Annotated in this window: 13 protein-coding genes; 9 read left to right on the forward strand and 4 right to left on the reverse strand. The window is 68.6% G+C overall.

Annotated elements, in window-relative coordinates; translation table 11 throughout:
* Nucleotides 1-139 precede the first annotated feature (139 nt).
* The 3 genes from HNR30_RS14290 to HNR30_RS14300 are packed head-to-tail and all read right to left on the reverse strand — an operon-like array spanning nucleotide 140 to nucleotide 2,026.
* Entirely contained in the window at nucleotides 140-943 is an 804-nt protein-coding gene (locus HNR30_RS14290) for an alpha/beta fold hydrolase (protein WP_181610329.1), read from the reverse strand.
* 13 nt (nucleotides 944-956) lie between these two features.
* Nucleotides 957-1,361 carry a hypothetical protein gene (locus tag HNR30_RS14295; RefSeq protein ID WP_181610330.1) on the reverse strand — a complete coding sequence of 135 codons (405 nt, stop codon included), beginning with the start codon at nucleotides 1,359-1,361 and terminating at the stop codon, nucleotides 957-959.
* Between the two features lie 38 nt (nucleotides 1,362-1,399).
* The gene (locus HNR30_RS14300; protein ID WP_312894405.1) at nucleotides 1,400-2,026 is read right to left on the reverse strand and encodes a DedA family protein; all 627 of its coding nucleotides are present in this window, start codon (nucleotides 2,024-2,026) and stop codon (nucleotides 1,400-1,402) included.
* Between the two features lie 150 nt (nucleotides 2,027-2,176).
* Between HNR30_RS14300 and fbaA the strand changes: the two genes are divergently transcribed.
* The 5 genes from fbaA (at nucleotide 2,177) to HNR30_RS14325 (ending at nucleotide 8,019) form a co-directional block, all read left to right on the forward strand.
* Complete coding sequence (gene fbaA, locus HNR30_RS14305) at nucleotides 2,177-3,187, forward strand: class II fructose-bisphosphate aldolase (protein WP_281389640.1); 1,011 nt, start codon at nucleotides 2,177-2,179, stop codon at nucleotides 3,185-3,187.
* Between the two features lie 34 nt (nucleotides 3,188-3,221).
* Nucleotides 3,222-3,632, forward strand: a complete 411-nt coding sequence (locus tag HNR30_RS14310; protein ID WP_220133578.1) for a DUF3151 domain-containing protein — start codon at nucleotides 3,222-3,224, stop codon at nucleotides 3,630-3,632.
* A 77-nt stretch (nucleotides 3,633-3,709) separates the two neighbouring features.
* The gene (locus HNR30_RS14315; RefSeq protein ID WP_181610333.1) at nucleotides 3,710-4,993 is read left to right on the forward strand and encodes an adenylosuccinate synthase; all 1,284 of its coding nucleotides are present in this window, start codon (nucleotides 3,710-3,712) and stop codon (nucleotides 4,991-4,993) included.
* A 90-nt stretch (nucleotides 4,994-5,083) separates the two neighbouring features.
* The gene (locus HNR30_RS14320) at nucleotides 5,084-5,983 is read left to right on the forward strand and encodes a glycerophosphodiester phosphodiesterase family protein (protein ID WP_181610334.1); all 900 of its coding nucleotides are present in this window, start codon (nucleotides 5,084-5,086) and stop codon (nucleotides 5,981-5,983) included.
* 32 nt (nucleotides 5,984-6,015) lie between these two features.
* Nucleotides 6,016-8,019: a serine/threonine protein kinase gene (locus tag HNR30_RS14325; protein ID WP_181610335.1), complete on the forward strand. Its 2,004-nt coding sequence runs from the start codon at nucleotides 6,016-6,018 to the stop codon at nucleotides 8,017-8,019.
* Here the strand turns inward: HNR30_RS14325 and HNR30_RS14330 are convergent.
* Nucleotides 8,016-9,086, reverse strand: a complete 1,071-nt coding sequence (locus HNR30_RS14330) for a magnesium and cobalt transport protein CorA (protein ID WP_312894406.1) — start codon at nucleotides 9,084-9,086, stop codon at nucleotides 8,016-8,018. The genes HNR30_RS14325 and HNR30_RS14330 overlap by 4 nt on opposite strands.
* A gap of 375 nt (nucleotides 9,087-9,461) precedes the next feature.
* Between HNR30_RS14330 and HNR30_RS14335 the strand changes: the two genes are divergently transcribed.
* From HNR30_RS14335 to murA, 4 genes are all read left to right on the forward strand, one after another.
* On the forward strand, nucleotides 9,462-10,211 hold the full coding sequence (locus HNR30_RS14335) for an alpha/beta fold hydrolase (RefSeq protein WP_181610337.1): 750 nt from the start codon (nucleotides 9,462-9,464) through the stop codon (nucleotides 10,209-10,211).
* Nucleotides 10,212-10,235: 24 nt separating this feature from the next.
* Entirely contained in the window at nucleotides 10,236-11,450 is a 1,215-nt protein-coding gene (gene purD, locus HNR30_RS14340) for a phosphoribosylamine--glycine ligase (RefSeq protein WP_181610338.1), read from the forward strand.
* The gene (locus HNR30_RS14345; protein WP_181610339.1) at nucleotides 11,447-12,283 is read left to right on the forward strand and encodes a phosphoribosylaminoimidazolesuccinocarboxamide synthase; all 837 of its coding nucleotides are present in this window, start codon (nucleotides 11,447-11,449) and stop codon (nucleotides 12,281-12,283) included. The genes purD and HNR30_RS14345 overlap by 4 nt, the downstream gene beginning before the upstream one ends.
* 82 nt (nucleotides 12,284-12,365) lie before the next feature.
* A complete protein-coding gene (murA, locus tag HNR30_RS14350; protein WP_181610340.1) occupies nucleotides 12,366-13,631 on the forward strand; it encodes a UDP-N-acetylglucosamine 1-carboxyvinyltransferase in 1,266 nt (421 codons plus the stop codon).
* Nucleotides 13,632-13,795 lie beyond the last annotated feature (164 nt).

The raw sequence follows: 13,795 nt of genomic DNA on the forward strand, positions 1-13,795 counted from the left end.
CGCCTTCGTCCGCGCCTGCCGGGCCTCCTCGATACGGCCCGCCGTAGCCGGGATCGCGCAACATGGCCACGACAGCCAGGCTGCGCTCCATCGACTCCTCCAACCGCCCCGCCCCCCGGACCCCGTCGCCTCTCTGCTTCTACGAGTGCTCGACGAGGAAGGGCTCCACGGCGGCGCGCCAGCCGTCCGGCTGGTCGTAGTGGATCACGTGGCCGGCCCCCTCCACCTCGGTGTACCGGCCGTCGGGCAGCCGCTCGGCCATCGCCCTCAGCTCCGCCTCCGGCAGTGTCCCTCCGGCGCCGCGCACCACCAGGGCCGGGCAGCGTGCCCCGGACAGCGACTTCCAGTGCTCCGGATCGTTCCAGCCCTCCATCGCCCGCAGGACGTGCTCGAACTCGAAGAGGGGACGGTGACCCGTCTCGGTCTCCACGAACGCCTCGCGGAAGAACGGAGTACGGCGGGGCCACTTCTCCGTGGTGAAGAAATCGTCGATCTCGGCGATGGTCGCGAAGGGCAGCGGCCAGCTCTCGAGCCAGGAGCGGATGAGCGCAGGGGGCGCCGAGTAGGAGTCGATCGCGTGGTCCTCCAGCACCAGCGCTCGCACCAGGTCGGGGCGGCGGGCGGCGAGGGTCCAGCCGACGAGTGCCCCCAGCCCGTGCCCCACGACGGTCACCCGGTCGAGCCGCAGGCTCTCGATCAGGGCGACGGCGTCGGAAACCAGCTGGTCCAGGAGGCCGGAGTCGGCAGGGGCGGCGCTCCAGCCGTGGCCGCGCAGGTCCGGGGCGATCACGTGGAAACGCGGCGTCATCCATTGCGCCGTCCTGGCCCAGGTGGAGGCGCGGGCGAGGATGTCGTGAAGGAGGAGGACGGGCGGGCCCTCGCCGCCGAAGTCGATATAACCAAGCCGTTGTCCGGAAATTTCGAGATATCCGCGATCACTCATCCGGGCACCATATCTAGGAACGTTCGACGGTGAACGTCTCGCGCTCCCCGGCCTTGCCCCGCGGCCGCGGCACGCCGTTCTCCTCGACCAGCACCGCACCCGAGTCCTTCAGCACCACGCTCAGCTCGTCGTCGTAGAAGCTGACCTGCTCGCCCTCGGCCATGTCGCGATGGACGAGCACGTCACCCGCCGGGACCCGGACGGTGACGGTGGCGCAGGTGGGCGAGAGGCACTCGATCCGCACAGTCGGGGTACGCACCGGCGACATCTCCGCCAGAGGCACGATCGCGGGAGGCTCCACGGGCGAGGCGGCCAGCGCCCTGATGCCGACCACCGCTCCCACGAGCGCGGCGACGATCGCCAGCCCCGCCAGGATCCGGGCGGCGAGCCCCAGCGGTTCGTTCCGGTGGCGTCCCACACGGGGGATTATCGCCGAAAAAGCCCGCTCATCGCGGTTCAGGGAACGCGGTGGTGCTTTCCGGTAGGAGTGGGAACATTCTTGCGCGCCCGGCGCGCCTTGATCGCCTCGACGAAGATCGGGATGAGCGAGATCAGCACGATCAGGAAAACGCCCGGCAGGATGTACTTGTCGATCTGCTTGGGATCGACCTGGCCGCCAAGGAAATGGCCGAGCAGGATCAGGCTTTCCGTCCAGATCACTCCGCCGATGACGTTCCAGACGAAGAAGCGCTTGGGATTCATCTCCAGAACTCCGGCGACGGGGTTCATGAAGGTGCGCACGATCGGGACGAAACGGGCCAGAACGATGGCTTTCGCCGGTCCGAACTTCTCGAAGAACTCCTCGGCCCGGAGCACGTGCTCCTTCTTGAAGAGCTTGGAGTCGGGCTTGTCGAACATCTTGCGCCCGAATCTGGCCCCGAGGAAATGGCCCAGTTGCGCTCCTGCGATGGCGCACAGGGGCGTGCCGATCAACAGCACGGGCAGGGAGATGGGTTCGATGCCCATGCCGATGGCCACCGAGGCGGAACTGAAGATCCCCGCGGCGACGAGGAGGGAGTCTCCTGGCAGGAAGAAACCCAGCAGCAGGCCGGTCTCGGCGAAGATGATCGCCAGAACGCCCACCGTCGCGAAAGCCCCGAGGATGGTCAGCCACCACGTCGGGTCGAGGAGATTCAAGAGCCAGTCCACGGCAGGATGCTACCTGGCTTGTTCACTACCACGGGGGCCACAGAGCCGGGATACTGGGCTCCGCGAAGCCGTACTTCACAGGAGATGATCATGCCTATCGCCACTCCAGAGGTCTACGCCGAGATGCTCAAGCGCGCCAAAGAGGGCGGATTCGCCTATCCGGCGATCAACGTGACCTCGTCGCAGACGCTGAACGCAGCCTTGCGCGGCTTTGCTGAAGCGGAGAGCGACGGCATCGTCCAGGTGTCCACCGGCGGCGCGGAGTTCCTCTCCGGCGCGTCGGTGAAGGACATGGTCACCGGTGCGGTGGCGCTGGCCGCCTATGCGCGCGAGGTGGCCAAGAAGTACCCGGTGACGGTGGCGCTGCACACCGACCACTGCCCGAAGGACAAGCTCGACGGGTTCATGCGCCCGCTGATCGACCTCTCCCTGGAGAAGGGCGGCGACCCGATCTTCCAGTCGCACATGTGGGACGGCTCCGCCGTGCCTCTCGAGGAGAACCTCGAGATCGCCAAGGAGCTCCTCGACAAGTGCCGCCGGGCCAACATCGTCATGGAGATGGAGATCGGCGTCGTCGGCGGCGAGGAGGACGGCGTCGCCAACGAGATCAACGAGAAGCTCTACACGACGGCCGACGACGCGCTGGCCACGGCCGAGGCCGTCGGGCTCGAGGGCTACATGCTCGCCGCCACCTTCGGCAACGTGCACGGCGTCTACAAGCCGGGCCACGTCAAGCTGCGCCCGAGCGTGCTCAAGGACATCCAGGACGCCGTCGGCGCCAAGTACGGCGTCGACAAGCCGTTCAACCTGGTCTTCCACGGCGGTTCCGGATCGCTGCTCAGCGAGATCCACGAGGCGATCTCCTACGGCGTGGTGAAGATGAACATCGACACCGACACGCAGTACGCCTTCACCCGGCCGATCGCCGACCACATGTTCAAGAACTACGACGGCGTCCTCAAGGTCGACAACGAGGTCGGCAACAAGAAGGTCTACGACCCGCGCTCGTACGGCAAGAGCGCCGAGGTGGCCATGGCCGCCCGCGTGGCCGAGGCTTGTGCTCACCTGAAGAGCACTGGGACGAAGATCTCGTAGCCACCCATACGGCCCGGCGGGTATGACTTGTTACATGGACAACCTTCTCGCCGGGCCGCCGCCGACCTACCTGCCGGACCTGCCCGAGGCCAGGGAGGCGCTCGAATCGGGCGCCAAGGCCGCCGATGTCGCAGCCCGCTTCCCCGCCTATTCTGCGGCCTGGGCCACACTGGCCGAAGAGTATTTCGCCCAGGGCCATGCCGTCACGTCCTACGCCTTCGCCCGCACCGGCTACCACCGGGGCCTCGACCACCTGCGCCGCGCCGGATGGAAGGGGCACGGCCCGATCCCCTGGGACCACGAACCCAACCAGGGTTTCCTGCGCTCGCTGTACTCTCTGGCCCGCGCCGCGCAGGCGATCGGCGAGAAGGAAGAGACCGAACGATGCCTGCAGTTCCTGAAAGACAGCAGTTCCGAGGCCTATGAGGCTTTGAGCCGGAACTAGCCTTCGGGTAGTCTCTCTTCGCAAGAGCCCCTGTCGCTGTTGCGCCAGGGGTTTTCGTTTTCGTGGGAGAGGCTGAAATGCCTGCTGTTGTGATCGTCGGCGCCCAGTGGGGCGATGAGGGCAAGGGAAAGGTCACCGACCTCCTCGGTGACAGCGTCGACTACGTCGTGCGCTACCAGGGCGGAAACAACGCCGGTCACACGATCGTGATCGGGGATCAGAAGTACGCCCTCCACCTCGTACCGACGGGAGTGCTCTCCCCGAACGTCGTCCCGGTCATCGGCAACGGCGTGGTCATCGACCCGGGCGTGCTGCTCAGCGAGATCGACGGGCTGGCCGCCCGCGGCGTGTCGGCGGACAAGCTGCTCATCTCGGCGAACGCTCACTTGATCATGCCCCACCACAAGGCCATCGACAAGGTGACCGAGCGCTACCTGGGCAAGAACAAGATCGGCACGACCGGCCGCGGCATCGGCCCGGCCTACGGCGACAAGATCTACCGCATGGGTATCCGGGTGCAGGACCTGCTCGACCCGGGCATCCTGCGCCAGAAGGTCGAGGTCGTCCTGGGCGAGCGCAACCAGGTGCTGACCAAGATCTTCAACCGCCGCGGCATCGACCTCGACAAGACCGTCGAGGAGTACCTGGGCTACGCCGAGCGGCTCAAGCCGCACATCGCCGACACCTCGCTGGTGTTGAAGAAGGCGCTGGCCGACGGCCGGTTCGTGGTGCTGGAGGGCGGCCAGGGCACGCTCCTCGACATCGACCACGGCACCTACCCGTTCGTCACCTCCTCCTCGCCGACCAGCGGCGGGGCGTGCGCGGGCGCGGGCATCCCGCCGAACAAGCTGACCAAGGTCGTCGGCATCCTCAAGGCCTACACCACCCGTGTCGGCTCCGGCCCGTTCCCGACCGAGCTCACCGACGAGATGGGCGAGTGGCTGCGCACCACCGGCGGCGAGTACGGCGTGACCACCGGACGCAACCGCCGCTGCGGCTGGTTCGACGCGGTCATCGCGCGCTACGCCACCCGGATCAACGGCGTGACCGACTTCTTCCTCACCAAGCTCGACGTGCTCACCGGCCTGGAGCGCATCCCGGTCTGCGTCGCCTACGACGTCGACGGCGTGCGCCACGAGGAGATCCCGATGACGCAGACCGAGTTCCACCACGCCACGCCGATCTACGAGGAGTTCCCCGGCTGGACCGAGGACATCACGGGTTGCAAGTCGTTCGAGGACCTGCCGCCGAACGCCCAGGCGTACGTGCGCAAGCTGGAGGAGCTCAGCGAGGCCCCGATTTCCGCGGTCGGCGTCGGCCCTGGCCGCGACCAGACGATCGTGATCAACCCGCTCGTCTGACCCCGGGCGCCACCAGGCAAGACGCTGGTCAAACTCCAGTAGCGGCGTGGCATCACGAGAGTCAGATTCACGTTGGGTAGGGTCCCCGGTGTGCGTGCCGAGATTCATGGACACCGGGGAGCCCGCGGCCTGTGGCCGGAGAACACCCTGCCCGGACTCAGCAAGACCCTCGAACTCGGCGTGGACGCGCTGGAGTTCGACGTAGCCGTGACCGCCGACCGCAAGCTCGTGCTCACTCACGACCTGCACGTTTCCGGCGTCACCAGCGCCGACACCGTCCCGCTGGTGGAGGGCGACCCCCTCTTCCCTTACGTGGGCAAGCCGATCAACGCCCTCACGCTGGCGCAGCTGCGCACGCTCGACGTGGGCGTACGGCTGCCGCGCCATCCCGACGACCCCTTCGCGCCGACGCAGGTGCCCATGCCCGACACGCGCATGCCCACCCTGGGCGCGGTGCTTGGCCTGGTCAACGCCTACGCGGCCGACGGCGTGCGGATGCACGTGGAGCTCAAGTCCGACCCCACCAGGCCCGAGCTGTGCATCGAGCCCGAGCTCTTCACCGAGCTGGTCCTTGAGGAACTCGACAAGCACAAGCGCCTGGCCGGAGCGGCGATCCTGAGCTTCGACTGGCGCGTGCTGGAGGCCGCCGCCAAGCTCGCGCCGGGCACCCGCCGCTTCGCCCTGATCGAGCCCGACACGCTGCACTGGCACGGATGCCTGGGCGACGACGTGCCGGCGGCCGCGGCGGCCGCGGGGGCGACCACGATCTCGCCCGAGGACGTCATGGTCGACGAGGCCTTCATGGCGCAGGCCGTGGCGGCCGGGCTGGACGTGGCCGTCTGGACGGTGAACTCGGTCGAGAAGGCCGCGCGCATGCTCGACCTCGGGGTGGCCGGAATCGTTACCGATTACCCGGACATGATCCGCGATCTGTGGGTTTCCAGAGGTATGGAAGTTCCGCCAGGTTTGCGAGTTCCAGTACGCGCTTAAAGTCTGGCTTTGTCTGGATAAGATCCCGTCCTATGCAGCCACTGCGGTCGGGGGATCCACAGGCGCTGGGCAACTACCAGCTCACCGGCTTCCTGGGCGAAGGCGGGCAGGGCACCGTCTTCGCCGGCTACGCCCCCGGCGGCGCGAGAGTCGCTGTCAAGATCCTCCATGCCCGCTTCGCGAGCGACACCACCGCGGTCCAGCGATTCCACCGCGAGGTCGAACTGGCCCAGCGGGTGGCGCAGTTCTGCACGGCACGGGTGCTCGACCACGGTGTCGCGGGCGGCGTGCCGTACATCGTGTCGGAGTTCGTCGAAGGCATCTCGCTGCAGGAGGCCGTACGCCGGCGCGGTCCCCTGCGCGGCGACGACCTCGTACGGCTCGCGGTGGCGACCCTGACCGCCCTGGTCTCCATCCACCGGGCCGGGATCGTGCACCGCGACTTCAAGCCGTCGAACGTGCTCCTGGCCGCCGACGGGCCCCGCGTGATCGACTTCGGGATCGCCCGCGCCCTCGACGCGCCCTCCGTGACCGCCAGCAGCGTGGTGGGATCGCCGGGGTACATGTCGCCCGAGCAGATCATGGGCGCCTCCGTGGGCGCCGCGTCCGACCTGTTCTCGTGGGCGGGGACCATGGTCTTCGCGGCCACGGGGAAACCGGCGTTCGGGAACGACACGATTCCCGCGGTCATGCATCGTGTTCTGAACGTCGAGCCGGACCTGAGTGAGGTTCCCGAGCCGGTGCGCGGGGTCCTGGCGACCTGCCTGGTCAAGGAAGCCGCCCGGCGGCCCGACGCCCAGGAGACGTGGAGCGCTCTCATGGGCGGCTCCGCGCCCGCCACAGGACCGATCTCGGCCTCACCGACCGCAGGGGTGTCCGCGGGGCACGCGGGACCGGTCACCGGCGCAGGGCACGCGGGGCCAGGCACCGCAGGGCACGCGGGGCCAGGCACCGGCGCGTTCCCGGCCTCCGCCGCCGCCGCCGTCCCTCCCGCGTCCTTCGGCACGCCGACGAGCGTGCCCCCAGCGGTGGGCGCCGTGCGGGCGGGCCCGGCCGAAGGCTCGCTGCCGGCGGGCCCCGCCGAGGGCGCACCGCCGGTGGGCTCCGATGCGGGCGCCACAGCCGCTCCGGGCTCTGCCGTACAGCCTGACCGCACCGCCCGAGGGGCGGGAAACCGGCGTGGGCGGCTTCACGTGGTGGCCCTGACCGCCGGGGCGACGGCCGTCGTGGCAGCCGGAGCCTGGGTGTTGTGGCCGCAGCCGCCCGTCACCCCGCCCGCCCAGGCCACCACGACGACCACCACCGCCGCGCCCGCCCCCGTCCACACGGTCACCGTCATCGCCAGCCCCACCCCGGTGGCGCAGAAGGCCAAGGAGCAGCCCAAGGCCACGCCGAGCGGCTCGCCCACCGCGACCGCGAGCCCCGGTGCGACCGTGAGCCCCAGTGCGGCGCCCAGTCCGAGCGTCAGCCCCACGCCGACGGCCACCCCCTCGACCGGAACGGTCGCCGGCGGCTGGAAGCGCAGGTCGCACCTGAAGCCCGGCCCGTGGAAGATCACCGGCCCGAGCGGCGCCCGGCTCAACGGCTACGTCGACGACACCGACATGTGGCGCGGCCTGCTGTGGAAACGACGCCCGATGAGCACCGACTTCTCCGTCTCTGTCCGCGTCAGGCTGCTCGACCTCGGCCGCAAGCAGAAGAACCCGAAGTTCGGCCTCCTGCTGTCGCACACCGGGTCGCTGAACGACGTCGCCCTCTACCTCGAACCGCAGACCGGCGGCGGCGTCGCCACCGCGATCTTCTGGACCAACGGCCAGATGGCCTGGTACCGCCTGCCGCAGACCACGATGTTCGACATGTGGGCGCCGCACACCCTGAAGGTGGTGCGCACGGGCAAGCTGTACTCGTTCTTCGTGGACGGTGAGAAGCAGTTCGAGCACGAGGGCACCGTCGACCCCAAGGGCGTCGGCTGGGTGGGGGTCGCGGGGTCGGACGTCAGGGCCGACTACCGCAACTTCACCCTCAAGATCGGCTAGAGCCAGCCGTTACGGCGGAAGCCGCGCCACAGCAGCGTGCACGCCACGCCCATGAACCCCAGCACGGCGGGGAAGCCCCACATCTGGGTGGCGCCCGGCAGGACGTCGAAGTTCATGCCGTAGATGCCCGCGATCATCGTGGGCACGGTCAGCAGGGCCACCCACGAGGAGATCTTGCGCATGTCCTCGTTGGCGATCGTGTTCGAGCGGGCCAGGGCCGCCTGCAGGATGGAGTTGGACAGTTCGTTGGACGACTCGACCTGCTCGCACACCCTGCTGAGGTGGTCGCTGACGTCGCGGAAGTATTCGCGCATCTCGTTGGGGATCACCCGGCGCTGCGGCAGCGCGGCCATGGGCGACTGGAGCGGGGTGATGGCCCGCTTCATCTCCAGCATCTCGCGCTTGAGCTGGTAGATCCGGTTGATGTCCCGCGAGGTGACGTCGGCGAAGACGGTCGCCTCGACCTCTTCCAGCTCCAGCTGCATGAGGTCGGCCACCTGCAGGTAGCGGTCGACGACGTGGTCGGAGATCGCGTGCAGTACTCCTGCCGGGCCCCGGTTCATCAGGTCGGGGGTGTCTTCGAGCCGCTCGCGCACCTCGGTCAGCGGGCAGTGCGCGCCGTGCCGTACGGTCACCACGAAGTCGGAGCCGAGGAAGACCATGATCTCGCCGGTGGCGATGATCTCGCTGGTCGCGGTCAGCTCGTCGTGGTCGAGGTAGGCGATGGTCTTCAGCACCATGAACAGGGAGTCGCCGTAGCGCTCGACCTTGGGCCGCTGGTGAGCCTTGACGGCGTCCTCGACCGACAGCGGGTGCAGCCCGAACACCTCGGCCAGCCACTCCACCTCGGGCGCGGCGGGCTCGTGCAGGCCGACCCAGACGAAAGCCTTGGGACCGTTCTCCAGGAGGTTGTGCTCGCGCACCAGGTTCAGCGATTCGACGATGCCGTCGGCGCACACCCTCTGGCCGTCGATGTAGGCGCCGTACTCGACGATCGAATCGACCGGTGGGACGCAGGCGACCCGCTCAGGCATGACGATGGGCCGCATGACGTGCGGCGGCTTCACGGGGTGACGGTTGCTGCGACGGAAAAGCGTGGACGAGCGCATGGCAGTCCCTTTCCGCCCGACCTTTGCACGCTCCACGCGTGACGAAAGACGTCATCACCTCACAGCTAAGACTGCGTGGAGGAACGATCAGGCTGCCGGATTGGAGTGGTCGGGGGTACGCACCGCGGAGTACGCGTGCGAGCGCGTACTGCTGGGATCACCAGGATTCATCCCGGACCACCTCCAATCACAAGAGACACCTCAAGCCGCCCTAATCTACCACAGGCGGTTTGAACCAAATTGACGATACTCCCCCTCGGCACCGCGATCAGGTAAAACGGCGCAAAGACTCTGGCCGCATCGGGACACCTGACTCACAGTAAAGTCTGCAGAATGACGATCTCGTATGACGTGTCCGGCGACGGTCCCGCTGTGCTCCTGCTCCACTCGGGGGTCACCGACCGCCGCATGTGGGACGGCCAGGTCCAGCCCCTGGTCGATGCCGGGTACCGCGTGGTGCGCCCTGACCTGCGCGGCTTCGGTGATACACCGCTTCCTCCCCACACGTTCGACAACGCCGATGACGTGGCGGGCCTCCTGGACTTCCTGAACATCCGGCAGGTGACGCTGGTCGGCTCGTCGTACGGCGGCGAGGTCGCCCTGGAGGTGGCCGCGCGCTGGCCCGGCCTCGTCGACGGGCTGGTGCTGCTCGGCTCGGCGCTGCCCGGTCACGCGCCCTCCTTCGAGTTGCAGCTCGTCGGCGAGCGCGAGGAGGCGCTGGTCGAGGCCGGGGATCTGCAGGGTGCGGCCCAGTTGATGGTCGACACCTTCCTCGGCCCCGACGCCGACGCGGCGGCCGGGCAGGCCGTGCTCCGGATGCAGATGCGCGCCTACGAGCTGCAGACCGCCGCAGGCGGGGGCCGTGCGAAGAACCCGTTCGAGCTGGCCGCGATCAAGGCGCCGACCCTGGTCGTCTCCGGTGCCCACGACCTCGACGACTTCCGCCAGATCGCCACGCACGTGGCCTCCCAGATCGCCGACGCCTACCACGTGGAGCTGCCCTGGGCGGGACACCTGCCGAGCCTGGAGCGGCCGTCGGCGACCGCCGACCTCCTCATCGGGTTCCTGCGCAGGCCCCGGTAACCGGCACCTGGAACAATGGGGGCCGTGCGCGTTCTTGTGATTGGATCCGGCGGCCGGGAGCACGCCCTGTGCCGGTCCCTCAAACTCGACCCCCAGGTCACCGACCTCCACTGTGCCCCCGGCAACCCGGGCATCGCCGAGATCGCCGGCCTCCACGACGTCGATCCGCTGAACCCCGCCCAGGTCACCGGCCTGGCGGTCGAGCTGGCGGCCGACCTGGTCGTCGTGGGACCGGAGGCGCCTCTCGTGGCCGGCGTCGCCGACGCAGTCCGCGCCGCGGGCATCCCGGTCTTCGGCCCCTCCAAGGAGGCCGCCCTGATCGAGGGCTCCAAGGCGTTCGCCAAGGACGTCATGGCCGCGGCGGGTGTGCCGACCGCCAGGGCCTACACCTGCACGACCCCCGAGGAGGCCGAGCGCGCCCTGGCGGAGTTCGGCACCCCCTACGTGGTCAAGGACGACGGTCTCGCGGCGGGCAAGGGCGTCGTCGTGACCGGCGACCTCGGCAAGGCCCTGGCCCACGCGGCCTCCTGCCGCCAGGTCGTGATCGAGGAGTTCCTCGACGGCCCCGAGGTGTCGCTCTTCGCCCTCTGCGACGGCGTCACCGCCGTCCCGCTGCAGCCCGCACAGGACTTCAAGCGGGTCTTCGACGGCGACGAGGGCCCCAACACCGGCGGCATGGGCGCGTACACACCGCTGCCGTGGGCCCCCGCCGACCTGACCGAGCAGGTGATGCGCGAGGTCGTGCACCCGACTCTCGACGAGCTCGCACGGCGGGGCACGCCGTTCCAGGGTGTGCTGTTCGTCGGCCTGGCGCTGACGAGCAAGGGACCCAAGGTCATCGAGTTCAACGCGCGCTTCGGCGACCCCGAGACCGAGGTGCTGCTCGACCGGCTGGAGACCCCGCTGGCCGGGCTGCTGATGGAGTGCGCCACGGGCGCGCTGGCCACGACGCCCGTGTTCAGGCCGGGCTCGGCGGTCACCGTGATCCTCGCCTCCGAGGGCTACCCGGACAGCCCCGTGAAGGGCGACGAGATCACCGGCCTCCACGAGACGGACGACGCCTACGTGCTGCACGCCGGCACCTCGGCGATCGACGGGCGGATCGTGTCGTCGGGCGGCCGCGTGCTGGCCGTCGTCGGCCACGGCCCCGACCAGCAGAGCGCCAGGCAGGCCGCCTACGACCTCGTCGGCGGGATCCGGCTGCGTGGCTCCCACTACCGCAAGGACATCGCCCTGTGAAGCACCTGCACTCCGGCAAGGTACGCGACCTGTACCTGACCGACGAGGGCCACCTGCTGATGGTGGCCTCCGACCGGGTCTCGGCCTTCGACTACATCCTCGAACCCGGCATCCCCGACAAGGGCGCGATCCTGACGCAGATGTCGCTGTGGTGGTTCGACCAGCTCGCCGACGTCGTGCCCAACCACATCGTGCAGCCGGGTCCCGACAAGCGCAGCGTCGTGTGCAAGCCGCTGAAGATGGTCGAGGTCGAGTGCGTGGCCCGGGGCTATCTGACCGGGGGCGGGCTGGCTGAGTACCGCGCGACGGGCACCGTGTCGGGGGTGGCGCTGCCGCCGGGTCTCGAAGACGGCTCCCGGCTGCCCGAGCCCATCTTCACGCCCTCCACGAAGGCGCCGATGGGCGAGCACGACGAGCCGATCAGCTTCGAGCAGGTGGTGGAGCTGGTGGGTGCGGAGACAGCGGATAAACTTAAAGAAATCACCATAAATACGTATAAAAAGGGTGCGCAGATCGCCCTCGACAAAGGCATCATCGTCGCCGACACCAAGATCGAGCTCGGCTGGGACTCCAACGGAGTTCTTACACTCGGAGATGAAGTTCTCACCCCGGATTCGTCCCGTTTCTGGCCCGCCTCCGAGTGGCAGCCGGGACGCACTCAGCCCTCGTTTGACAAGCAGTTTGTCCGCGATTGGCTGACTTCGCCCGAATCAGGATGGGACAAAGCCTCAGGTACCGAACCGCCTGCCCTTCCGGCCGAGGTGGTCGACCAGACCAGGCGACGCTACCTCGAAGCGTACGAACGCCTCACAGGTCACTCCTTTACCGCGTAGTTCGGCTGGCTCGGGGGTTAACAACGGCTACTGTTAGCCCCTATCGAGCCAGACCGATATACGTCCCCGAGGAGCGGCAGGAATGGTCCGTTACCGCGTGCGCGGTGGCAACGCACTGCGCGGAACCGCGTTCATCCAGGGCGCGAAGAACGCCGTGCTGCCGATGATCGGCGCCGCGTTGCTCGCCGCCAAGGGACGCACGGTGCTGCGCAATGTCCCGATCATCGAGGATGTCAGGCGCGCGGTCGAGCTCGCCCAGTCCGTCGGCGCCCACGTCGAGCTGCACGAGGCCGAGCGCACCCTGGTGATCGACGCCTCGCGGCTCACCAGCGCCGTGCTGCCCGCCGAGATCGCCCGCCGCTTCCGCGGCAGCGTGCTGTTCACCCCGGCGCTCATGCACCGCCTGGGCGAGGCGATCGTCGAAGGCGTGGGCGGCTGCAACCTGGGCAGCCGCAACCTCGACTTCCACTACCTGGGCTACAAGCGCCTGGGCGCGATCGTCGACGAGGGCGAGACCGTCATCCACGTCAAGGCCAGCGGCCTGACCGGAGCGACCCTGTACCTGGACACGCCCTCGCACACCGGCACCGAGAACCTCATCATGGCCGCCTCGCTGGCCAACGGCGTCACCGTCATCGAGAACGCCGCGCTGGAGCCCGAGGTCCTCGACGTGATCGAGATGCTCACCAAGATGGGCGCGCGCATCACCGGCGGCGGCACCGGCTTCATCACCGTCGAGGGCGTCGACGAGCTGCACGGTGTCGAGCACACCGTCATGCCCGACCGGCTCGACGCCGGCGTCTTCGCCATGGCCGCCGCCCTCACCGGCGGCGAGCTGTCGCTCGTGGGCACCGGCCTCGACCTCGGCGTCGTGCGCTACAAGCTGGAGCAGATGGGCGTCGACTTCGCCCGCCAGGGCGCGGTGCTGCACGTCAAGTGCGACCGCCCGCTGCGGCCGATCAACATCATCACCGACACCTACCCGGGCTTCGCCACCGATCTGCAGTCGCCCATGATGACCGTCGCCGCTCTGGCCGACGGCGTCAGCTACATCCACGAGCGCATCTTCGACGGCCGCTTCGCGCTGGCCGGCGAGCTCAACAAGATGGGCGCCAGGATCGAGGTCGACGGCTCCCGCGCGGTCGTGCGCGGCCGTACGCCTCTGACCGGCACCATGGTGACCGCCCACGATCTGCGTTCCGGCATCGCCCTGGTGCTGGCGGGACTGGCGGCGACCGGTGAGACGGTCATCGAGTCCGGATACCTGATTGACCGCGGCCACGCCTATCTCGCCGACCGAATGCGGGCCCTCGGCGCGGACATTACGCGAGAGATTTCTGGGCCATAAAAAGGGTGTCCAAAGCCACTCTGAGCTGCTGAAACGGCTTCTCGGAGAGTCAACCAGAACGACTTTCCGGAAAAGTCGGGCGTGACATTACGGCCCCCGCGAGCGATCGTTCCAAAAGAGAGAGACAACTGCGACGGATGGCAGGATGGGACGAACATTGGTCG

The sequence above is a fragment of the Nonomuraea soli genome (assembly GCF_013761175.1).
GTDB lineage: Bacteria > Actinomycetota > Actinomycetes > Streptosporangiales > Streptosporangiaceae > Nonomuraea > Nonomuraea soli.

Excerpts from the sequence above, each read along its gene's own strand:
- HNR30_RS14290 (WP_181610329.1), bottom strand. The coding sequence starts at position 943 with ATGAGTGATCGCGGATATCTCGAAATTTCCGGACAACGGCTTGGTTAT.
- fbaA (WP_281389640.1), top strand. The coding sequence starts at position 2,177 with ATGATCATGCCTATCGCCACTCCAGAGGTCTACGCCGAGATGCTCAAG.
- HNR30_RS14310 (WP_220133578.1), top strand. The coding sequence starts at position 3,222 with ATGGACAACCTTCTCGCCGGGCCGCCGCCGACCTACCTGCCGGACCTG.
- HNR30_RS14315 (WP_181610333.1), top strand. The coding sequence starts at position 3,710 with ATGCCTGCTGTTGTGATCGTCGGCGCCCAGTGGGGCGATGAGGGCAAG.
- HNR30_RS14325 (WP_181610335.1), top strand. The coding sequence starts at position 6,016 with ATGCAGCCACTGCGGTCGGGGGATCCACAGGCGCTGGGCAACTACCAG.
- HNR30_RS14335 (WP_181610337.1), top strand. The coding sequence starts at position 9,462 with ATGACGATCTCGTATGACGTGTCCGGCGACGGTCCCGCTGTGCTCCTG.
- murA (WP_181610340.1), top strand. The coding sequence starts at position 12,366 with ATGGTCCGTTACCGCGTGCGCGGTGGCAACGCACTGCGCGGAACCGCG.